Source organism: Streptomyces sp. NPDC050732, assembly GCF_040654255.1.
In the GTDB taxonomy this organism is placed as follows: domain Bacteria; phylum Actinomycetota; class Actinomycetes; order Streptomycetales; family Streptomycetaceae; genus Streptomyces.
Genome location: NZ_JBFAHP010000026.1, coordinates 20,387 through 40,246, shown reverse-complemented (window position 1 = coordinate 40,246; position 19,860 = coordinate 20,387). Strand labels below are relative to the sequence as shown.

Sequence of the window (19,860 nt, the reverse complement as noted above, 5' to 3'; positions counted from 1 at the left end):
GTCCTCCTTGTCCGTACGTGAACTGGTGGTGCTCGGCACCGCCAGCCAGGTCCCCACCCGGCACCGCAACCACAACGGCTACGTCCTGCTCTGGGACGGCCAGGGCATCATGTTCGACCCCGGCGAGGGCACGCAGCGGCAGATGCTGCGCGCCGGGGTCGCCGCCCACGACCTGCACCGGATCTGCGTCACGCACTTCCACGGCGACCACTCCCTCGGCCTCGCCGGGGTGATCCAGCGCATCAACCTCGACCGGGTCCCGCACCCCGTCGCCGCCCACTACCCGGCGTCGGGACAGCGCTTCTTCGACCGCCTGCGGTACGCGACGGCCTACCGCGAGACCGTGCAGCTCGCCGAGGAACCGGTCGCCGCCGACGGACCGCTGGCCGTCACGGACTCGTACACCCTCGACGCGATCAGGCTCTCGCACCCGGTCGAGTCGTACGGCTACCGCCTCACCGAGCCCGACGGGCGCCGCATGCTGCCCGCGCTGCTCGCCGAGCGCGGCATCGAGGGGCCCGACGTCGGACGGCTGCAGAAGGAGGGCGGCCTCGGCGGCGTGACCCTCGACGAGGTCAGCGAGGTGCGGCGCGGGCAGCGGTTCGCCTTCGTGATGGACACCCGCCTCTGCGACGGCGTGCACGCGCTCGCCGAGGGCTGCGACATGCTCGTCATCGAGTCGACGTTCCTCGACGAGGACGAGCAACTTGCCACCGACCACGGGCACCTGACGGCCGGCCAAGCCGCCCGCGTGGCTGTCGAGGCGGGCGTGCGCCACCTCGTCCTGACCCACTTCAGCCAGCGCTACCCCGACCCGAACGTCTATGAACAGCAGGCCCGCGCCGCCGGCTTCGACGGCGAACTCACCATCGCCCGCGACCTGTTGCGCGTACCCCTCCCCAAACGAACCTGAACCACCCCCGAACTGAGCGAGACCGCACCATGCCGATCCCCAAGGCCGAACTCCACCTCCACATCGAAGGCACCCTCGAACCCGAGCTCGCCTTCGCCCTCGCCACGCGCAACGGCGTCGAACTCCCTTACGCCGACACCGAAGAGCTCCGCAAGGCCTACCTCTTCGACGACCTCCAGACCTTCCTCAACCTGTACTACAGCCTCATGGCCGTCCTGCGCACCGAGGCCGACTTCGAGGAGCTCGCCGACGCCTACCTCGCCCGCGCCGCCGAACAGGGCGTCCGGCACGCGGAGATCTTCTTCGACCCGCAGGCGCACACGGCCCGCGGCGTCCCCATCGCCACCGTCGTCGAAGGCCTGGGCCGCGCCCTGGACCGCAGCGAGGAGCGGCACGGCATCTCCACCCGGCTCATCATGTGCTTCCTGCGCGACCAGTCCGCCGACTCCGCCCTGGAGACCCTGACCGCCGCCGAGCCCCACCTCGACCGGATCATCGGCATCGGCCTCGACTCGGCCGAGGTCGGCCACCCGCCGGCCAAGTTCAAGGAGGTGTACGAGGCCGCCGCCGCCCGCGGACTGCGGCTCGTCGCCCACGCGGGGGAGGAGGGCCCGCCCGCGTACATCACGGAGGCCCTCGACGTCCTGCGCGTCGAGCGCATCGACCACGGGCTGCGCTGCATGGAGGACCCGGAGCTGGTGGAGCGGCTGGTCCGCGACCGCGTGCCGCTCACGCTCTGCCCGCTCTCCAACGTCCGGCTGCGCGCCGTCGACGTACTCGAAGACCACCCGCTGCCGCGGATGCTGGACGCCGGCCTGATGTGCACGGTCAACTCCGACGACCCGGCCTACTTCGGCGGGTACGTCGACGACACCTTCCACGCCGTGCGCGAGGCGCTCGGGCTCGACCAGGAGCGGCTGCGCACGCTGGCGCGGAACTCCTTCGAGGCGGCCTTCCTGGACCGCGACGCGGCGGACGAGGCGCTGCGGGCGAAGTACCTCGCCGAGGTCGAGGCCTATTCGTTCGACTGACCGCCGCGGCCGCCGTGCCCCCGGGCGCGGGTGCTGTCCGCGCCATTGACGGGCGTCGTCCGCATACCTAGCCTCCGTTCCCATGTATGGACAGAGTCTCGTCATCGCGGACGTCCGCCTCACTCCCGTCCTCGTCGCCGACCCGCCGCTCCTCAACACCCAGGGCGTGCACCAGCCCTACACGCCCCGCCTGATCATCGAGGTGGTCACCGCGGGCGGGGTGAGCGGCATAGGGGAGACCTACGGGGACGCGAAGTACCTGGAGATCGCGCGGCCGCTCGCCCGGCGGCTGGTCGGCCACGCGGTCTCTGAGCCGAACCGGCTGTTCACACTCGCGGACGAGACGGCCGTCGACGCCGCCCGCGTCGACGACTCCGTGGACGTCGGCGGCCTGCGCGGCGTGCAGACCGCCGACAAGCTGCGGCTCTCCGTAGTCTCCGGATTCGAGGTGGCCTGCCTGGACGCCCTCGGCAAGGCGCTCGGACTGCCCGTGCACGCGCTGCTCGGCGGCAAGGTCCGCGACGCCGTGGAGTACAGCGCGTATCTGTTCTACAAGTGGGCCGAGCATCCGGCGGGGATCGCGAGCGAGCAGGACGAGGGGTGGGGCGCCGCGCTCGACCCGGCCGGGATCGTCGCCCAGGCCCGGCTCTTCGCCGAGCGGTACGGCTTCTCGTCCTTCAAGCTCAAGGGCGGCGTCTTCCCGCCGGACGAGGAGGCCGCCGCGATCCGCGCCCTCGCCGACGCGTTCCCCGGCCGCCCGCTCCGGCTCGACCCCAACGGCGCCTGGTCCGTACAGACTTCGCTGAAGGTGGCGGACGAGCTCGGCGACGTACTGGAGTACCTGGAGGACCCCGCGCTCGGCACGCCCGCGATGGCGGAGGTCGCCGCGCGCACGTCGGTGCCGCTCGCCACGAACATGTGCGTGACGACCTTCGAGGAGATACCGGAGGCCTTCGCGAAGAAGGCCGTGCGGGTGGTGCTCTCCGACCACCACTACTGGGGCGGCCTGCGGCGCACCCGTGAGCTGGCCGCCGTGTGCCGGACCTTCGGCGTGAGCGTGTCCATGCACTCCAACACGCACCTGGGCATCAGCCTCGCCGCGATGACGCACGTGGCGGCGACCGTGCCAGGACTCGACCACGCCTGCGACACCCACTACCCGTGGCAGGCCGAGGACGTGCTCACCTCCCGGCTGCGGTTCACCGACGGGAACGTCACCGTCACCGACACCCCCGGTCTCGGCGTCGAGCTGGACCGGGACAGGCTCGCCGCCCTGCACGCGCGCTGGCTCGACGACGACTTCCGCGCGCTGCGGGAGCGGGACGACGCGGCGGCGATGCGGGTGGCCGACCCGGCGTGGACGACCCCGGCCGTGCCGCGCTGGTAGCCCCTCGTCCGTTACGTTGCCTGCATGGTCGTACCCGTACAGCCCACCGTCGACCCGCTGAAGGCGGCCCGCAGAGCCGGGGATCCGGACTGCGACGTCTACCTCACCGGCACGGTCTTCCTCGACATCATCTTCACCGGGCTCGACTCCGCGCCCGTGCGCGGGACCGAGTCCTGGGCGCGCGGCATGGGGTCGAGCCCCGGCGGCGTCGCCAACATGGCGACCGCGCTCGCCCGGCTCGGGCTCCACACGTCGCTCGCCGCGGCCTTCGGGGACGACCACTATGGGGAGTACTGCTGGGACGCCCTCGAACAGGGCGAGGGCATCGACCTCACCCCGTCACGGACCGTGCCGGGCTGGCACTCACCGGTGACGGTCTCCATGGCGTACGAGGGCGAGCGGACCATGGTCAGCCACGGCCACGAGCCGCCGCCGGACGCCGGCGCGCCGGACGGCGGCGCCCCCTCCTGCCCGCCACGCGCGCGTGCCGCCGTCGCCTCGCTGACGCCCGGCACCCACGCCCCCTGGATCGAGCGGGCCGCGCGCAGCGGCACCCGCATCTTCGCCGACGTCGGCTGGGACGACACCGGGCGCTGGGACCTCGCCGCGCTCCCCGACCTGGAGCACTGCGAGGCGTTCCTGCCGAACGCGGAGGAGGCGATGCGGTACACGCGCACGTCGTGCCCCCGCGCCGCGGCCCGGGCACTGACCAAGTACGTGCCGCTCGCCGTGGTGACGCTGGGGGCGGAGGGCGCGTACGCCGTGGACGGGCGGACCGGCGAGACCGCGGAGGTCCCGGCCATCGAGGTCGAGGCGCTCGACCCCACCGGCGCGGGCGACGTCTTCGTCGCGGGCTTCGTCACCGGGACGCTCGCGGAGTGGCCCCTCGCCGACCGGCTCGCCTTCGCGGGGCTGACGGCGGCGCTCTCGGTGCAGGAGTTCGGCGGTTCCCTGTCGGCGCCGGGCTGGGCGGAGGTCGGCGCGTGGTGGCGCCGGGTACGGGAACTGGACGGCCAGGACCCGGTCGCGCTGCGCCGGTACGCGTTCCTGGAGGGCCTGCTGCCGGCGGCGGCCCGCCCGTGGCCCCTGCGGCGGGCGGTGCCGACGATCGGGTTCAGGTCGGCGTGACGGGCCGGGCCCGGGGAGGTGCGTGGGGCGGACGGGGGGAAAAGGCCTACGGCCTCGGGCGCGGCGCGTCGTACTCTTGGCAGTGCAAGGCTGTCGAGCGGCCACCGAGCCCCGCATGAGGAGGATGAGCAGGCCTTCAGAGCCGGCCCATGACTCAGACACCCACAACTCACACCGACGCCCAGGGCCAGTCCCGAGCGCACTTCACCGTCCCGGCGAAGCATCCGATGGTGACGGTCCTCGGTTCCGGGGACGCCCTGCTGCGGGTGATCGAGAAGGCCTTCCCGGCGGCCGACATCCATGTCCGGGGCAATGAGATCAGCGCCGTGGGCGCGGCCCGCGAAGTCGCCCTCATCCAGCGCCTGTTCGACCAGATGATGCTGGTGCTCCGCACCGGTCAGCCGATGACGGAGGACGCAGTGGAACGCTCGATCGCCATGCTGAGGGCGGACGAGAACGGCGACGGCGCGGAGGAGACCCCCGCCGAGGTCCTCACGCAGAACATCCTCTCGTCCCGCGGCCGCACCATCCGCCCCAAGACGCTGAACCAGAAGCGGTACGTCGACGCGATCGACAAGCACACCATCGTCTTCGGGATCGGCCCGGCCGGCACGGGCAAGACCTACCTGGCCATGGCCAAGGCCGTGCAGGCCCTGCAGTCCAAGCAGGTCAACCGCATCATCCTGACCCGCCCCGCGGTCGAGGCGGGCGAGCGGCTCGGCTTCCTGCCCGGCACGCTGTACGAGAAGATCGATCCGTACCTCCGCCCGCTCTACGACGCCCTGCACGACATGCTCGACCCGGACTCCATTCCGCGGCTGATGGCGGCGGGGACCATCGAGGTGGCGCCGCTCGCGTACATGCGCGGCCGTACGCTGAACGACGCGTTCATCATCCTCGACGAGGCGCAGAACACCAGCGCCGAGCAGATGAAGATGTTCCTCACCCGCCTCGGCTTCGACTCGAAGATCGTCATCACCGGTGACATCACCCAGGTCGACCTGCCGGGCGGCACCAAGAGCGGTCTGCGCGAGGTGCAGCAGATCCTCGACGGCGTGGAGGACATCCACTTCTCGCGGCTCACGTCCCACGACGTCGTCCGGCACAAGCTCGTCGGCCGTATCGTCGACGCGTACGAGCAGCACGACAGCCGCGACGGGAAGTAGACGAGCACCACCATGTCGATCGACGTCAACAACGAATCCGGAACCGAGGTCGACGAGCAGGCGATCCTCGACATCGCCCGCTACGCCCTCGCGCGGATGCGCATCCACCCGCTCTCCGAGCTCTCGGTGATCGTCGTGGACGCCGACGCCATGGAGCAGCTGCACATGCAGTGGATGGACCTGCCGGGGCCGACGGACGTCATGTCCTTCCCGATGGACGAGCTGCGGCCGCCCATGAAGGACGACGGCGAGCTCCCGCAGGGCCTCCTCGGCGACATCGTGCTCTGCCCCGAGGTCGCCACGCAGCAGGGCAAGGACGCCCCCACGCAGCACTCCATGGATGAGGAGCTCCAGCTCCTCACCGTCCACGGCGTCCTGCACCTGCTCGGGTACGACCACGAGGAGCCCGACGAGAAGGCCGAGATGTTCGGTCTGCAGGCCGCGATCGTCGACGGCTGGCGTGCCGAGAAGGGCCTGACCGGCCCGTCTCCGGCGCCCACCGTCTCGTAGCGCCATGAGTCCTCAGCTGATCGTCGGCGCGGTCGCCCTCGTCGTCGTGGCCTGGCTCGCGGCGTGCGCGGAGGCGGGCATCGCCCGGGTCTCCAGTTTCCGCGCGGACGAGGCGGTCCGCTCGGGGCGGCGCGGCAGCGCGAAGCTCGCGCAGGTCGCCGCCGACCCGACCCGCTACCTCAACGTGGCGCTGCTGGTCCGGGTGGCCTGCGAGATGGCCGCGGCGGCCCTGGTGACGTACGCCTGTCTGCGGGAGTTCGACGAGACCTGGCAGGCCCTCGCGGTCGCCATCGGCGTGATGGTCCTCGTCAGCTATGTGGCGGTGGGGGTCTCCCCGCGCACCATCGGCCGCCAGCACCCGCTGAACACGGCGACCGCGTCGGCGTACGTCCTGCTGCCGCTGGCCCGCGTCATGGGCCCCATCCCGCCGCTCCTCATCCTGATCGGCAACGCGCTCACGCCCGGCAAGGGCTTCCGGCGCGGCCCGTTCGCCTCCGAGGCCGAGCTGCGCGCCATGGTGGACCTCGCCGAGAAGGAGTCCCTGATCGAGGACGAGGAGCGCCGCATGGTGCACTCCGTCTTCGAGCTGGGCGACACCCTGGTGCGCGAGGTCATGGTGCCCCGCACCGACCTGGTCGCCATCGAGCGGTTCAAGACGATCCGCCAGGCCCTCACCCTCGCGCTGCGCTCCGGTTTCTCGCGCATACCCGTGACGGGTGAGAGCGAGGACGACGTCGTCGGCATGGTGTATCTGAAGGACCTGGCGCGGAAGACGCACATCAACCGCGACAGCGAGTCCGACCTGGTGTCGACGGCGATGCGCCCGGCCACCTTCGTCCCGGACACCAAGAACGCGGGCGACCTGCTGCGCGAGATGCAGCAGGAGCGGAACCACGTGGCCGTGGTCATCGACGAGTACGGCGGGACGGCCGGCATCGTCACCATCGAGGACATCCTTGAGGAGATCGTCGGCGAGATCACCGACGAGTACGACCGTGAGCTGCCCCCGGTGGAGGAGCTGGCGGACGGCTGCTACCGCGTGACGGCGCGGCTCGACATCGGTGACCTGGGCGAGCTGTTCGGCTTGGACGAGTTCGACGACGAGGACGTCGAGACCGTCGGCGGGCTGCTCGCCAAGCGTCTCGGCCGCGTCCCGATCGCGGGGGCGTCCGCGGTGGTGCCGCTGCCGGACGGGCGGGGGCTGAAGCTCACCGCGGAGTCCGCGGCCGGCCGCCGGAACCGGATCATGACGGTGCTCGTGGAGCCCGCCCCGGCCGATACCGGGGGCGGCGCGGTGAAGGCGGGGGAGTCCGGGTGACGCCCGAGGGTCTGCGCGCGTTCTGCCTGTCCTTCAACGGCGCGGTGGAGGACTTCCCTTTCACGCCGGAGATGTCGGTCTTCAAGGTGGCCGGGAAGATGTTCGCGCTCACGGCACTCGACGGACGCCCGCTCACCGTCAACCTCAAGTGTGAGCCGGACATCGCCGTCCGGCTGCGCGCCGAGCACCCGGAGATCGTGCCGGGCTGGCACATGAACAAGCGCCACTGGAACACGGTGACGGTCGACGGCGGGCTCTCCGGCCGGCAGGTCAGGGAGCTCGTCGAGGACTCGTACGACTTGGTGGTCGCGGGTCTGCCCCGGACGGAGCGGCTGCGGCTCGACCGCCCGTGAGAAGCGGCGCGCGCGTTCCGGTGGGCTCTGTGCGGAGTGTCCCGACAGCCCCTCGCCATCGGGGTGGTGGGCGGGCAGAATGGGGTGACGGCGGTTCCGTAACGCTCCCACTCCGGGCTGCCGGCCAAGGGAACTCGGAGTGGAAACGTCAGTGCGATGACGTCCGCCGTGTCTGGCCTCGGCCCTCTCGGGTCGGGGCCGGTTCTGTGTCACACGTGGGGCAGTACCCACTTCTCGAAGCACTCGCCGAGCACTAGGAGAAGACTGGCCCACGGAGCCGCATGGGCGGCCCAGTCGGTCCACGTGCGGGTGGCGCGACGCCCGTCCGGCTTCTCAGCCATGGGGCTTGTTCTCCTTCCTGGTCCCACTCTCAGTCGTGGATACCGCGGCGCCCCACGAACGGGTGGCAGCAGGAAGGGGGAATCGGATCAGGCGGTGGACCAGCGAACCGGGCGGCCGGCGACACTCGTTGGAGTGAGATCCCCGCTGGTCTTCTTGATGTGCAACCTCCTTTCCCTGTCGGAAAGTTGAAGCAAGCTACCCCTCCGCACCAGCGTAGCCCGCACATCGCCATGTGGGTAGTGCCCATACGTCACCTCGCGGAGGTAGGGGTGCGGTTCCACAGCTCGCTGAATGCGATATAGCTTTTCGGAGCTGTCGCCCGGACAGCTCTGTGCGGTTGCCGCTGCGGGGAAACTCAGGTCTCCTGGCAGTGGCGTGAACTGTCGTCCCGGAAGGTCTCGATGAGTAAGCTGCTAGTCTGCTATGTTGCACCTCGCACGGTCCGCTTGGGGGTGGAGCCATCATGAACGTGCCAAGTGCGGCACTTCAGCGGCTGCGGCTGCGCACCGAGCTCCGAAGGGCGCGGACCGCCGCACAGCTGACTCAGCGTCAGGTCGCGGCCAAGATGGAGTGGAGCCCGTCCAAGCTGATCCGCATCGAGGCCGGTGAAGTCGGCATCTCTGTCAACGACTTGCGCCCCCTGCTGGATGCGTACGGCATCCGCGACCGGCGCAAGATCGAGGAGCTGCTCGACCTCGCCAGAGGCAGTCGGCGCATGCCCTTCAGCGAGTACCGCGACCTCTACACCAAAGAGTTCCTGGCGTTCCTCGCCCTGGAGACCTCGGCGTCGATCGTCCGGCACTACGGCGCGCTGCTGATGCCGGGCTCGCTCCAGACCGAGGAGTACGCGCGCGCCATCATGCTCTCGTACGAGAAGGACATCCCCGAGGAGCGCCTGGAACGAAGCGTGGAAGTGCGCCTCACCCGCCAGGAGTTGCTCACCTCGGGGGGCCGGGAGGTCTTCTACATCCTCGACGAGGCGGTCGTCCGCCGGCACGTCGGCGGGCGGGGGGTGATGCGCGCCCAGCTGGAGCGGCTCGCGGAACTGGCGGAGCGGCCGGGTGTCACCATCCAGATCCTGCCGTTCAGCGTCGGCGCCCACGCGGGCATCCAGGGCCCCTTCAGCCACTTCGAGTTCGGGGTGGACGAGATGCCGGACTCGCTCTATCTGGAGAACCCGCGCGGCGACTCGTACGTCACCGACGCCCCGGAGGAGACCGGCCGTTACCTGGAGCGGTTCTGGGAGCTGGAGGACCTCGCCATCAAGGACGACATGCCCGCCCTGCTGCGCGCCCTCGCCGCGAGGGTCGGCGAAGGCAGCGACGACCTGGAGACACTGATCCGGGACGTCGTGCCGCAGGAGGCCCCGCCGGAAGTCGCCCAGGAGGCCGCGCAGGAAGTCCCGCAGGAGGTGCCGCAGGGGTAACGCCCCCTGGAACGCGCGACCTTGGCGAGAAACGGCTCGTTCATATTTGTGTGACGCCCCGTTACTCTGGAAGAGGTGCTGCGTGTCCCTGCACCAGCCGCGCGGGGGAAGCGACGGCTGGCCTTCGCACCCGGGGTGGAGGAGAAGCGTGGGCGGCTCATGGACGTGGCGCAAGAGCAGCGCGAGCGACGGCAGCTCGGGCACTTGCGTGGAGATCGCCTGGACCGGTGACGCGGTGCTCGTCCGCGACTCCGTCTGTCCACGGGGTTCCGTGCTCGCCTTCCGTCCCCAGGCGTGGACGGCGTTCGTCGGCCGGCTGGCGGGGACGCCACCGGACACCCGCCGAGGCCCCCGGGACGACGAGCGGACGGCCCGCCTCTGAGAGAGGACGGGCCGTTCCCGGACGCGGCGGTCAGGCGCGGACGCCACCGCGGCGCAGGCCGACGGCGACCGCGGCCGCCGCGGCCAGGACCACCGCCGCGTCGATCGCGAGGACCGTCCGCGTCCCTGTGAGCAGGTCGGGGGCGGTCGTCGCGAGGACACCGAGCAGCGGGATGCCGATGGTGATGCCGACCTGCTGCGTGGAGGTGACCAGGCCCGTCGCCAGGCCCTGCTCCTCGTCGGGCACGCCCGACGTGACCGTCAGACCGTACGAGATGATCGCGCCCAGGTGGCACATGCTCGCCAGCGACACCGCGGCCGTGGCGAGCCAGACCGACCAGCCGCTCTCGCCGATGCCGAGCAGCGCCGCGCCCAGCACGCCCTGACCGGCCAGCGAGCCGACCAGGGTGCGGCGGGCGCCGAAGCGGCCGATGACCTTCGGCGCGTACACGCCGGCGACCACCGAGGCGACGCCCTGCACGCCGAAGACGAGCCCGGTCTCGAAGGCGGAGAGGCGCAGCACCTCCTGGAGGTACAGGGTCAGCACGAAGACGACCGTCGACATCATCGAGAACGTGACCAGGCCGCCCAGATTGCCCCACGCCACCGTGCGGCGGCGCAGCATCGGCAGTGAGACGAGCGGGGACGCGGCGCGCGACTCGACGTAGCCGAACGCGCCGAGCAGGGCGACGCCCGCCACGAGGGCGACGAGGACGTCCGTGCCGCCGAAGCCGCGCTCGGCCGCCGTGGAGAGGGCGTAGATCAGGGAGAGCAGACCGCCGGTGACCGTGACGGCGCCCGGGATGTCCAGGCGGGGGCGGTCCGGGGTGCGGGACTCCGGCAGCAGCCCGGGGGCCAGCGGCAGCACGATCAGCGCGAAGAGCGTGAGCAGGCCCATCGTGGAGCGCCAGCCGAGCGTGTCGGTCAGTACGCCGCCGAGCACCATGCCGACCGTGAAGCCGAGCGAGAGCAGCGTGCCGGAGATGCCGAGCGCCCGGTCGCGCTGCGGGCCCTCGGGGAACGTCGTCGTCAGGAGCGACATGCCGGTCGGCACGATCGCCGCCGCGCCGACACCCTGCAGCGCACGCGCCGTCAGGAACGACGCCGGGTCCCACGCGAACGTGGCGAGCAGCGAGGCCAGGCCGAAGAGCGCGAGGCCCGCGAGGAACAGCTTGCGGCGCCCGAAGAGGTCACCGGTCCTGCCGAAGAGGAGCAGGAACCCTCCCGAGGGCAGTGCGAAGGCGGTCACCGCCCACTGCAGCGCGGAGTGGCTCATGCCGAGGTCGGCGCCGAGCACGGGCAGCGCCACGTTCAGTACGGAGAAGTCGAGCGCGACCATGAACTGTGCGGCGCAGAGCACGAAGAGGACGAGCTTGTCGCGGGCGGAGAGCTTGGGGTGGTGCGGGGCCGGCGCCGGTGGCGCGGCCTGGGGGGACGGGGCAGTGGTGGTGTCGATCGCCATGGTCAAGAGCTTGCGGCGGCCGGAATAGACGTGGGGAGCGGGAACTTATGCTGGTGGTCGGAACACCAGTCAGGGCTTGGGGGAGCGCCACATGGCAACACCGTCGGTCGCGGCGTCGGACACGGACGCGTCGAAGGCGCGTCGCCTCGGGGAGCTGCGGGAGTTCCTGATGAGCCGCCGCGCGCGGATCAGCCCCGCGGAGGCCGGGCTCCCGGACGGCGGGGCCCGGCGGCGCACGCCCGGTCTGCGCCGCGAGGAGGTCGCCGTGCTCGCCGGGGTCGGGGCGTCCTGGTACCAGTGGCTTGAGCAGGGCCGCGACATCTCCGTGTCGCCGCAGGTCCTGGACTCCGTGGCGCGCGTCCTGAAGCTGAGCGGCGCCGAGCGGCGGCATCTGTACGTGCTCGCCGGGCTCAACCCGCCGCGGCCCGAGGTCGCCAGGGACGACGCGGAGATGTGCGAGGGCCTGCACCGCCTCATCGACACGTGGATGCCGCAGCCCGCGCACATCATGGACGCGTACTGGAACTGCGTCATGTACAACGACGCGGCCGCGTCGGTGCTCGGCATGCGCTCGGAGACCGCCGAGAACTGCCTGCTCACCTTCTTCACCGACCCCATCTACCGGGCCCGGGCGCGGAGCTGGGAGCGGAACGCCCCGCAGGTCGTGGCGATGTACCGGGCCGCGTGCTCCGAGCACCCCGACGACGACGGCTTCGCCGCGGTGATCGCCGAGGCGAAGTCGGTGAGCCCCGAGTTCGCGGAGCTGTGGGAGCGGCGGGACATCCTGCCCGGCGGGCAGGTCGCCAAGGAGATCCAGCACCCCGTGGTGGGCGCGCTGTTCCTGGAGTCGACGCAGCTGAAGGTGCCGGCCAGGCCCGACCTCACCATCGTGCTGCACACGCCGATGCCGCACGCCGAGGCGGACACGGCGGGCAAGCTGGCGTGGCTCGCCTCGCCCGAGGGACGCCGGGGATCGATCTATCGGGTGGCGATGTGACCGTCCATCCGGTGGCGGTGCGGCGGGGTGTGCTCCGTATGCTCGGGGCATGACTGAGAGCGCCGCGCTTGGCCCCGAGGACCGCAAGATCGTGACCCTGGCCCGTTCCGCCCGGGCCCGCAACGGTGTGCCCGAGGGGGCGGCCGTGCGGGACGAGACCGGTCGTACGTACGTCGCCGGGACGGTGGCCCTCGACTCGCTCCGGCTGTCCGCGCTGCGGACGGCGGTGGCGATGGCGGTCGCGTCGGGGGCGGAGTCCCTTGAGGCGGCGGCGGTCGTCTCCGGTGCGGAGAAGGTCTCCGACGAGGACCTGGCCGCGGTGCGGGACCTGGGCGGGGCCGGGACGCCGGTCTTCCTGGCGGGGCCCGACGGCGAGGTCCGGGTGCGGGCCGAAGCGGGCTGAGGTCTCCGGTTCCGGGTCTCCGGCTTCCCCCCTTCCGGCCGGGCGGTGCGGCGGGGCTCCGGGGATCAGGGACAATGGGCGCCATGAGCGTTCGTACCCCGTCATCAGCCGAGCCGTCCGAGGCCGTCCACCGCGCCGGTTTCGCCTGCTTCGTCGGCCGCCCCAACGCGGGCAAGTCCACCCTCACGAACGCTCTGGTCGGCCAGAAGGTGGCGATCACCTCGAACCGGCCGCAGACCACGCGGCACACGGTGCGCGGCATCGTGCACCGCCCGGACGCCCAGCTGATCCTGGTCGACACCCCCGGGCTCCACAAGCCGCGCACGCTGCTCGGCGAGCGGCTCAACGACGTCGTGCGGACGACGTGGGCCGAGGTCGACGTGATCGGCTTCTGCCTGCCCGCGAACGAGAAGCTCGGCCCCGGTGACCGGTTCATCGCCAAGGAGCTCGCCTCCATCAAGAAGGCGCCGAAGATCGCGATCATCACCAAGACGGACCTCGTCGACAGCAAGACGCTCGCCGAGCAGCTCATCGCCGTCGACCAGCTCGGCAAGGAGCTGGGCCTGGAGTGGGCCGAGATCGTGCCGGTGTCGGCCGTCGGCGACGAGCAGGTCGAGCTGCTCGCCGACCTCATCGTGCCGATGCTGCCCGAGGGCCCCCCGCTCTACCCCGAGGGCGACCTCACCGACGAGCCCGAGCAGGTCATGGTCGCCGAGTTGATCCGCGAGGCGGCGCTTGAGGGCGTGCGGGACGAGCTGCCGCACTCCATCGCGGTCGTGGTGGAGGAGATGCTGCCGCGCGAGGACCGCCCCGCCGACAAGCCGCTCCTCGACATCCACGCGTTCGTCTACATCGAGCGGCCCAGCCAGAAGGGCATCATCATCGGCCCGAAGGGCAAGCGCCTGAAGGACGTCGGCATCAAGTCCAGGAAGCAGATCGAGGCGCTCCTCGGGACGCCCGTCTTCCTCGACCTGCACGTCAAGGTCGCCAAGGACTGGCAGCGGGACCCGCGCCAGCTGCGCAAGCTCGGGTTCTAGGAGGGGCGCCACGGGGGCGGGCGCCCCGCGTGGTGGCGGTCAGGGGCGGCGCGTCCGCAGTGTCTCGCGCAGCCAGTGGTACGACGCCTTCGGGGTGCGCTTCTGCGTGGTGTGGTCGACGTGGACGAGGCCGAAGCGCTGCCGGTAGCCCTCCGCCCACTCGAAGTTGTCGATCAGGGACCAGACGAAGTAGCCGCGCACGTCGACGCCCGCCTCCAGGGCGCGGTGCAGGGCGCGGAGATGACCGTCCAGGTACGCGATGCGGTCCTGGTCGTCGAGTCCTCCGTACGAGCAGCCGTTCTCGGTGATGACCAGGGGCGGTAGCCGGTCGCCGTAGCGGTCGCGGAAGGCGGTGAGGAGTTCGGTGAGGGCGTCGGGGGCGACGGGCCAGCCGAAGTCGGTGCGCGGGTATCCCTCGATCTCCCTGGGGGCGAAGGGGAGTTCGGGCGGGAGCGTGACGCCGGAGAACTCGGCGGCCGTGCCCTCGGGGAGCGGGGCGCCCACCTTCGTCGGCTGGTAGAAGTTGATCCCGTACCAGTCGAGGGGTTCGGAGATGACCTTCAGGTCCGCGTCCGGGTCCGCCGAGGGCATCAGTTCGCCGATGCCCTCCGGGTAGCGGCCGAGCAGCAGCGGGTCCGCGAAGAGGCGGTTGAGGAGCGCGTCGTAGAGGTCCGCGGCGGCCGTGTCCTCCGCGGTGGCGGAGGCGGGCCAGGTCGGGCCGTGCGAGTTGGCGATGCCGATGTCGTCGGCGCCCGCCGCGCGCAGCGCCCGTACGGCCAGGCCGTGGGCGAGGAGCTGGTGGTGGGCGGCGGGCAGCGCGTCGAAGAGGAGCCGTTCACCGGGGGCGTGCCGGCCGAGGGCGTGGCCGAGAAGGGTGTGTTCCGCCGGTTCGTTGAGGGTGATCCACTTCGTGACGCGGTCGCCGATGCGGGCCGCGACCACGGCCGCGTAGTCGGCGAACCGCTCGGCGGTGCGCCGGTTCAGCCAGCCGCCCGCCTCCTGTACGACCAGCGGGGTGTCCCAGTGGAACAGGGTGGGGACGGGGCGTACGCCCGCCGCGCACAGCTCGTCGACGAGCCGGTCGTAGAAGTCGAGGCCCGCCGGGTTCACCGCGCCCGCGCCGGTGGGCAGCACGCGCGGCCAGGAGACGGAGAAGCGGTAGGCGTCCACGCCGAGGTCGCGGACGAGCGCCACGTCCTCGCGGTAGCGGTGGTAGTGGTCGCAGGCGACCGCGGCGGTCGTGCCGTCCTTCACGTTCCCCGGCACGGCCGTGAACGCGTCCCAGACCGAGGCGCCGCGCTCGTCGGCGGCGCCCTCGATCTGGTGGGCCGATGTGGAGACGCCCCACAGGAAGTCGCGGGGGAAGGTGGGTATCGGGCTCGCCGCACTCGCTGCCATGGGCGGGATCCTCCGTACCGGCGAGTACGGAAGTCAATGGGCGTGCGGCAAGAAGATGAACAAAGCTCAGGTTTTACCCGGGCCGCGCCGACCGCTTCTGTCCGCGCCCCGTCGGCCGCGCTACGAACCCTCCTTCAGCACCCGCGAGATCAGCTTCCGCTGCGGCTCCGTCAGCCGCGGGTCCGCGCAGTACACCGTCCGCCCGTCCACCGTCAGCTGGTAACTGAAGCCGTCCGGCACCCCGATCGGCGGGGTGTCCCGTCCCTCGGCCACGGCCTGTTCGGCCAGGGCGTGCCATTCCGGGGCATCGGCCAGCTGCGAGGTGTCCACCTCGGCATGCCGGTCGATGCCCGCGAATCCTCCGGTCCGCTTCACCTGGATAAGCATGGGTCCTGTCTACTCCACCGGGCGGGAGGCCGGTAGCACGCCGTCAAGCCGTCACTCGCTCGTCGGCACCTTGACCGTCGACCACGCGTCGACGACGGCCTTGAGCTCGTCGCCGTCGCCGAACTTCTGGCGCGCGGCGGCGACCGTCAGCTTGGCGAAGTCGGTGAACGACGCGTCCTGCGCCAGCTCGCCGCCGGTCAGGACCGCGTACCAGATCTGTCCGGCCCGCTCCCACGAGTGCCCGCCGAGGGCGTCGGCGACCAGGTAGAACGCGCGGTTGGGGATGCCGGAGTTGATGTGCACGCCGCCGTTGTCGCGGCCCGTGCGGACGTAGTGGTCCATGTCGGCGGGCTGCGGGTCCTTGCCGAGCACGTCGTCGTCGTAGGCCGAGCCGGGCTCCTTCATGGAGCGCAGCGCCTTGCCGGTGACGCGCGGGGCGAGCAGGCCCGCGCCGATCAGCCAGTCGGCCTCGGCGGCGGTCTGGCCCAGCGTGTACTGCTTGATCATCGAGCCGAAGACGTCCGCCATCGACTCGTTCAGGGCGCCCGGCTGGCCGAAGTACGTCAGGTTCGCCGTGTACTGCACGACGCCGTGGGTGAGCTCGTGGCCGATGACGTCCACGGGGATGGTGAAGTCGAGGAAGATCTCGTTGTCGCCGTCGCCGAACACCATCTGTTCGCCGTTCCAGAACGCGTTCCCGTAGTCCTCGCCGTAGTGGACCGTCGCGTTCAGCGGCAGGCCGTTGCCGTCGATGGAGTTGCGGTCGTACGACTTCTGGAAGAGCTCGAAGGTGGCGCCGAGGCCGGCGTACGCGCGGTTGACCGTGGCGTCCTTGCCCGGCTTGTCGCCCTCGCCGCGCACCTTGCGGCCCGGCAGCTCGGTGCGGTGCTTGGCGTCGTAGATCGTGCGGTGCGGCTTGCCGGCCGTGGCTTCCTTGGGGGTGGCGACGGAGGGCGCGCCGATGACGGTCGTCAGCCGGCGGTGGGTGCGCTCGATGGAGTCCCGCTCCAGGGTGCGGCGGGCGGGTACGGCGAGCGCGGGGTCCTGGCTCTGGGCGAGGGTGTCCAGGACGTGGGGCGGCACGATGGTGCAGAAGACGGGCTCGAAGCCCGTGGGGTTGGCGGTCATGGCGGCAATGTGGCACTGGGTCATGCCACTGTCACTACCTGCGACCATGATTGCTGAAATAGAGGGATAGATCACCACTGAGGGTTTATCCGGCCACGGTCCCGCATACTGATACGGGCCCGCGCGCAGAGCGCGGCTCGGCTAGGCTGCGGCACATCATGCGATTCGGGCTGCTTCTCCTTAGCTGCCGCGGCGAGGGCCTGTAGTCGAGGCCGACCCCCTCCCCGCGGAGTTCGGCGTTGCGCTAAGACCGTCGGCCGTCCTTCAGGACACTTCCGAGGAGCCCCGCAGATGCCGAACTTCCAGCGCCCCACCTCCATGCCGGTCCACAAGTACGGGCAGTACGAGCAGGTCGCCATCCCCGACCGCACCTGGCCGGACAAGCGGATCACGGTCGCTCCGCGCTGGCTCTCCACGGACCTGCGCGACGGCAACCAGGCGCTGATCGACCCCATGTCGCCGGCCCGCAAGCGCGCCATGTTCGACCTGCTGGTGCGCATGGGCTACAAGGAGATCGAGGTCGGCTTCCCCTCCTCGGGCCAGACCGACTTCGATTTCGTACGGTCGATCATCGAGGACGAGGACGCGATCCCCGAGGACGTGACCATCTCCGTCCTGACGCAGGCGCGCGAGGAGCTCATCGAGCGCACGGTCGAGTCCCTGAAGGGCGCCCGGCGCGCGACGGTCCACCTGTACAACGCGACTGCTCCCGTCTGGCGCGATGTGGTCTTCCGCGGCTCGCGCGACGCCGTGAAGCAGATCGCCGTGGACGGCACGCGGCTGGTCATGGAGTACGCGGACAAGCTGCTGGACGACCGTACGACGTTCGGATACCAGTACAGCCCCGAGATCTTCACCGACACCGAGCTGGACTTCGCCCTGGAGGTCTGCGAGGGCGTCATGGACGTCTGGCAGCCCGACGCCGAGCGCGAGATCATCCTCAACCTGCCCGCCACGGTGGAGCGTTCGACGCCCTCGACCCACGCGGACCGCTTCGAGTGGATGTCGCGCAACCTGTCCCGGCGCGAGTTCGTCTGCCTCTCCATCCACCCGCACAACGACCGCGGCACCGCCGTCGCCGCCGCCGAACTGGCCGTCATGGCCGGCGGCGACCGCGTCGAGGGCTGCCTGTTCGGCCAGGGCGAGCGCACCGGCAACGTCGACCTGGTCACCCTGGGCATGAACCTCTTCAGCCAGGGCGTCGACCCGCAGATCGACTTCTCGGACATCGACGAGGTGCGTCGCGTGTACGAGTACTGCACGCAGATGGAGGTCCACCCCCGCCACCCGTACGCGGGCGACCTCGTCTACACCGCCTTCTCCGGCTCCCACCAGGACGCCATCAAGAAGGGCTTCGACGCGCTGGAGAGCCGCGCGGCAGCGGCGGGCAAGACCGTCGACGACATCGAGTGGGCCGTGCCGTACCTGCCCATCGACCCCAAGGACGTCGGCCGCTCCTACGAGGCCGTCATCCGCGTCAACTCGCAGTCCGGCAAGGGCGGCATCGCGTACGTCCTGCAGAACGACCACAAGCTGGACCTGCCCCGCCGCATGCAGATCGAGTTCTCGAAGATCATCCAGGCGAAGACGGACGCCGAGGGCGGCGAGGTCACGCCCGACGCGATCTGGAGCGTCTTCCAGGACGAGTACCTGCCGAACCCCGAGAACCCCTGGGGTCGTATTCAGGTCAAGAACGGCCAGACGACGACCGACACGGACGGCGTCGACACCCTCACCGTCGAGGCCACCCTGGACGGCGCGGACACCGTCCTGACCGGCTCAGGCAACGGTCCGATCTCCGCGTTCTTCGACGCGCTGCAGCGCATCGGCATCGACGTACGCCTCCTGGACTACCAGGAGCACACGATGAGCGAGGGCGCGTCCGCGCAGGCCGCCTCGTACATCGAGTGCGCGATCGGCGACAAGGTGCTGTGGGGCATCGGCATCGACGCCAACACGACGCGCGCCTCCCTGAAGGCCGCCGTCTCCGCCGTCAACCGCGCGGCGCGCTAGTCCCCCGAACGGTTCCGTCCGGCCCCGTCCGCCGATCCGGCGGGCGGGGCCGCGTCGTCTCCCGGCCATGTCCGGCTCGCTCTCCTGTACGAGATGCTGACGCCGCATCATCGATGTGGCTAACATCACGCCAACACGGCAATGCAGCCGGGGAGTTACGGAGGTGCGTGGTGCTGCCAGATCATGGACGAAACGGCCGGAATTCCCGCATCCCCGCCAAGCCGGTCTCCCGCGGCCGGGCGCTGTGCAGGCGCGTGGTCGGCATGCACACCGCCTGGGACACCGTCGGCGACGGCGAGTTCTTCTGCCCGGCCTGCGGCGGCGACCGCAACTTCCAGCGGCTCACAGGACGGCGCCGCTTCGTCCTGCTCGGCCTGCCCGTCGTGCCGCGCGGCACCCGCGGGCCCGTCATCCAGTGCGCCGCCTGCCAGGACCTGTTCGACCCGGACGTCCTGGACCACCCCACCACCACCCGGCTCTCCGCGATGCTCCGCGACGCCGTGCACGCGATCGTCGTCGCGGTCCTCTCCACGGGCGGCACCGGCTCCCGCGCGGTCATCGAAACGGCCGTCTGCGCGCTGAACGGCGCCGGACACGAGGACTGCTCCGAGGACCGGCTCGTCGCCCTCGTCGACACGCTCGCCACCGAAGCGGGGCACGCCACCGACTCCGACTGCGGCCCCGGCCTCCCCGGACTCGCCATCGAACTCCACGAGGCACTCGGCCCGCTGGCCCCGCACCTCGCCCCCGCGGGCCGCGAGGCCCTGCTCCTCCAGGGCGCCCGCATCGCCCTCGCCGACGGCCCGTACACCCCCGCGGAACGGGACGTGCTCACCACGGCGGGCTGCGCGCTCACGATCTGCTCGGAGGACGTCGCCCGCCTCCTGGTGACAGCCCGCACACCTTCCTGAGCCTCGCCCGGCACCGCCTCCCGGAGACACCTCGCCTACTCCGCGGGGAGTAGTTCCGGTCGGCGGCCTCCCCGGGCCGTAGCGCCCAACTCGCCCGTCCGCCCGACGGATTGCGGGCCAGGGCCCGGCAGGGTTGACCCCGACACGTCACCCCTGCCGAAGGAGGCCC

The 19,860-nt window shown here is 71.1% G+C and carries 20 protein-coding genes; 15 read left to right on the top strand and 5 right to left on the bottom strand.

Going from position 1 to position 19,860, the window contains the following annotated elements:
* The first annotated feature begins 7 nt into the window (after window positions 1-7).
* From AB0H82_RS23405 to AB0H82_RS23370, 8 genes are all read left to right on the top strand, one after another.
* Window positions 8-913 carry a ribonuclease Z gene (locus AB0H82_RS23405; RefSeq protein WP_362995701.1) on the top strand — a complete coding sequence of 302 codons (906 nt, stop codon included), beginning with the start codon at window positions 8-10 and terminating at the stop codon, window positions 911-913.
* A 29-nt stretch (window positions 914-942) separates the two neighbouring features.
* Window positions 943-1,944: an adenosine deaminase gene (locus AB0H82_RS23400; RefSeq protein WP_362995699.1), complete on the top strand. Its 1,002-nt coding sequence runs from the start codon at window positions 943-945 to the stop codon at window positions 1,942-1,944.
* Window positions 1,945-2,026: 82 nt separating this feature from the next.
* Entirely contained in the window at window positions 2,027-3,331 is a 1,305-nt protein-coding gene (locus tag AB0H82_RS23395; RefSeq protein ID WP_362995697.1) for a glucarate dehydratase family protein, read from the top strand.
* A 24-nt stretch (window positions 3,332-3,355) separates the two neighbouring features.
* Window positions 3,356-4,459 (top strand): PfkB family carbohydrate kinase, encoded by a 1,104-nt coding sequence (locus AB0H82_RS23390; RefSeq protein WP_362995695.1) that lies wholly within the window; start codon window positions 3,356-3,358, stop codon window positions 4,457-4,459.
* A 149-nt stretch (window positions 4,460-4,608) separates the two neighbouring features.
* Window positions 4,609-5,625 carry a PhoH family protein gene (locus AB0H82_RS23385; protein WP_362995693.1) on the top strand — a complete coding sequence of 339 codons (1,017 nt, stop codon included), beginning with the start codon at window positions 4,609-4,611 and terminating at the stop codon, window positions 5,623-5,625.
* 12 nt (window positions 5,626-5,637) lie between these two features.
* Window positions 5,638-6,135 carry an rRNA maturation RNase YbeY gene (gene ybeY / locus AB0H82_RS23380; RefSeq protein WP_362995691.1) on the top strand — a complete coding sequence of 166 codons (498 nt, stop codon included), beginning with the start codon at window positions 5,638-5,640 and terminating at the stop codon, window positions 6,133-6,135.
* Window positions 6,136-6,139: 4 nt separating this feature from the next.
* Window positions 6,140-7,453 carry a hemolysin family protein gene (locus AB0H82_RS23375; RefSeq protein ID WP_362995689.1) on the top strand — a complete coding sequence of 438 codons (1,314 nt, stop codon included), beginning with the start codon at window positions 6,140-6,142 and terminating at the stop codon, window positions 7,451-7,453.
* Window positions 7,450-7,806: an MmcQ/YjbR family DNA-binding protein gene (locus AB0H82_RS23370; RefSeq protein WP_362995687.1), complete on the top strand. Its 357-nt coding sequence runs from the start codon at window positions 7,450-7,452 to the stop codon at window positions 7,804-7,806. The genes AB0H82_RS23375 and AB0H82_RS23370 overlap by 4 nt, the downstream gene beginning before the upstream one ends.
* A gap of 209 nt (window positions 7,807-8,015) precedes the next feature.
* Here the strand turns inward: AB0H82_RS23370 and AB0H82_RS23365 are convergent, their stop codons facing one another.
* Window positions 8,016-8,147, bottom strand: a complete 132-nt coding sequence (locus AB0H82_RS23365; protein ID WP_362995685.1) for a hypothetical protein — start codon at window positions 8,145-8,147, stop codon at window positions 8,016-8,018.
* Between the two features lie 464 nt (window positions 8,148-8,611).
* Between AB0H82_RS23365 and AB0H82_RS23360 the strand changes: the two genes are divergently transcribed.
* Together AB0H82_RS23360 and AB0H82_RS23355 are read left to right on the top strand one after the other, a co-directional pair.
* Entirely contained in the window at window positions 8,612-9,574 is a 963-nt protein-coding gene (locus tag AB0H82_RS23360) for a helix-turn-helix transcriptional regulator (protein ID WP_362995683.1), read from the top strand.
* 148 nt (window positions 9,575-9,722) lie between these two features.
* Entirely contained in the window at window positions 9,723-9,956 is a 234-nt protein-coding gene (locus AB0H82_RS23355; protein ID WP_362995681.1) for a DUF397 domain-containing protein, read from the top strand.
* Between the two features lie 30 nt (window positions 9,957-9,986).
* Here the strand turns inward: AB0H82_RS23355 and AB0H82_RS23350 are convergent, their stop codons facing one another.
* Window positions 9,987-11,417, bottom strand: coding sequence for an MFS transporter (locus tag AB0H82_RS23350; protein ID WP_362995679.1), 1,431 nt, complete (start codon window positions 11,415-11,417; stop codon window positions 9,987-9,989).
* Window positions 11,418-11,508: 91 nt separating this feature from the next.
* On the opposite strand from AB0H82_RS23350, the gene AB0H82_RS23345 reads away from it, so the two are divergent.
* The 3 genes from AB0H82_RS23345 (at window position 11,509) to era (ending at window position 13,854) form a co-directional block, all read left to right on the top strand.
* Window positions 11,509-12,414, top strand: a complete 906-nt coding sequence (locus AB0H82_RS23345; protein WP_362995677.1) for a helix-turn-helix transcriptional regulator — start codon at window positions 11,509-11,511, stop codon at window positions 12,412-12,414.
* Between the two features lie 49 nt (window positions 12,415-12,463).
* Complete coding sequence (locus AB0H82_RS23340) at window positions 12,464-12,817, top strand: cytidine deaminase (protein WP_362995675.1); 354 nt, start codon at window positions 12,464-12,466, stop codon at window positions 12,815-12,817.
* Between the two features lie 74 nt (window positions 12,818-12,891).
* Window positions 12,892-13,854 (top strand): GTPase Era, encoded by a 963-nt coding sequence (gene era, locus AB0H82_RS23335; protein ID WP_362995673.1) that lies wholly within the window; start codon window positions 12,892-12,894, stop codon window positions 13,852-13,854.
* 39 nt (window positions 13,855-13,893) lie between these two features.
* Here the strand turns inward: era and AB0H82_RS23330 are convergent, their stop codons facing one another.
* From AB0H82_RS23330 to AB0H82_RS23320, 3 genes are all read right to left on the bottom strand, one after another.
* Entirely contained in the window at window positions 13,894-15,252 is a 1,359-nt protein-coding gene (locus AB0H82_RS23330) for a GH1 family beta-glucosidase (RefSeq protein WP_362995671.1), read from the bottom strand.
* A gap of 120 nt (window positions 15,253-15,372) precedes the next feature.
* Window positions 15,373-15,639 (bottom strand): protealysin inhibitor emfourin, encoded by a 267-nt coding sequence (locus AB0H82_RS23325; RefSeq protein WP_362995669.1) that lies wholly within the window; start codon window positions 15,637-15,639, stop codon window positions 15,373-15,375.
* Between the two features lie 51 nt (window positions 15,640-15,690).
* The gene (locus tag AB0H82_RS23320; RefSeq protein ID WP_362995667.1) at window positions 15,691-16,767 is read right to left on the bottom strand and encodes a M4 family metallopeptidase; all 1,077 of its coding nucleotides are present in this window, start codon (window positions 16,765-16,767) and stop codon (window positions 15,691-15,693) included.
* Between the two features lie 291 nt (window positions 16,768-17,058).
* Here AB0H82_RS23320 and leuA point away from each other — a divergent pair, with 291 nt between their 5' ends.
* Together leuA and AB0H82_RS23310 are read left to right on the top strand one after the other, a co-directional pair.
* Complete coding sequence (gene leuA / locus AB0H82_RS23315; RefSeq protein ID WP_362995665.1) at window positions 17,059-18,780, top strand: 2-isopropylmalate synthase; 1,722 nt, start codon at window positions 17,059-17,061, stop codon at window positions 18,778-18,780.
* 170 nt (window positions 18,781-18,950) lie between these two features.
* The gene (locus AB0H82_RS23310; protein ID WP_362995663.1) at window positions 18,951-19,691 is read left to right on the top strand and encodes a TerB family tellurite resistance protein; all 741 of its coding nucleotides are present in this window, start codon (window positions 18,951-18,953) and stop codon (window positions 19,689-19,691) included.
* Window positions 19,692-19,860 lie beyond the last annotated feature (169 nt).

Coding starts and splice junctions, on each gene's coding strand:
- AB0H82_RS23375 (WP_362995689.1), top strand. CDS start 6,140: ATGAGTCCTCAGCTGATCGTCGGCGCGGTCGCCCTCGTCGTCGTGGCC.
- AB0H82_RS23330 (WP_362995671.1), bottom strand. CDS start 15,252: ATGGCAGCGAGTGCGGCGAGCCCGATACCCACCTTCCCCCGCGACTTC.
- AB0H82_RS23325 (WP_362995669.1), bottom strand. CDS start 15,639: ATGCTTATCCAGGTGAAGCGGACCGGAGGATTCGCGGGCATCGACCGG.
- AB0H82_RS23365 (WP_362995685.1), bottom strand. CDS start 8,147: ATGGCTGAGAAGCCGGACGGGCGTCGCGCCACCCGCACGTGGACCGAC.
- AB0H82_RS23360 (WP_362995683.1), top strand. CDS start 8,612: ATGAACGTGCCAAGTGCGGCACTTCAGCGGCTGCGGCTGCGCACCGAG.
- leuA (WP_362995665.1), top strand. CDS start 17,059: ATGCCGAACTTCCAGCGCCCCACCTCCATGCCGGTCCACAAGTACGGG.
- ybeY (WP_362995691.1), top strand. CDS start 5,638: ATGTCGATCGACGTCAACAACGAATCCGGAACCGAGGTCGACGAGCAG.
- AB0H82_RS23345 (WP_362995677.1), top strand. CDS start 11,509: ATGGCAACACCGTCGGTCGCGGCGTCGGACACGGACGCGTCGAAGGCG.
- era (WP_362995673.1), top strand. CDS start 12,892: ATGGGCGCCATGAGCGTTCGTACCCCGTCATCAGCCGAGCCGTCCGAG.
- AB0H82_RS23395 (WP_362995697.1), top strand. CDS start 2,027: ATGTATGGACAGAGTCTCGTCATCGCGGACGTCCGCCTCACTCCCGTC.
- AB0H82_RS23400 (WP_362995699.1), top strand. CDS start 943: ATGCCGATCCCCAAGGCCGAACTCCACCTCCACATCGAAGGCACCCTC.
- AB0H82_RS23340 (WP_362995675.1), top strand. CDS start 12,464: ATGACTGAGAGCGCCGCGCTTGGCCCCGAGGACCGCAAGATCGTGACC.
- AB0H82_RS23320 (WP_362995667.1), bottom strand. CDS start 16,767: ATGACCGCCAACCCCACGGGCTTCGAGCCCGTCTTCTGCACCATCGTG.
- AB0H82_RS23385 (WP_362995693.1), top strand. CDS start 4,609: ATGACTCAGACACCCACAACTCACACCGACGCCCAGGGCCAGTCCCGA.
- AB0H82_RS23350 (WP_362995679.1), bottom strand. CDS start 11,417: ATGGCGATCGACACCACCACTGCCCCGTCCCCCCAGGCCGCGCCACCG.
- AB0H82_RS23390 (WP_362995695.1), top strand. CDS start 3,356: ATGGTCGTACCCGTACAGCCCACCGTCGACCCGCTGAAGGCGGCCCGC.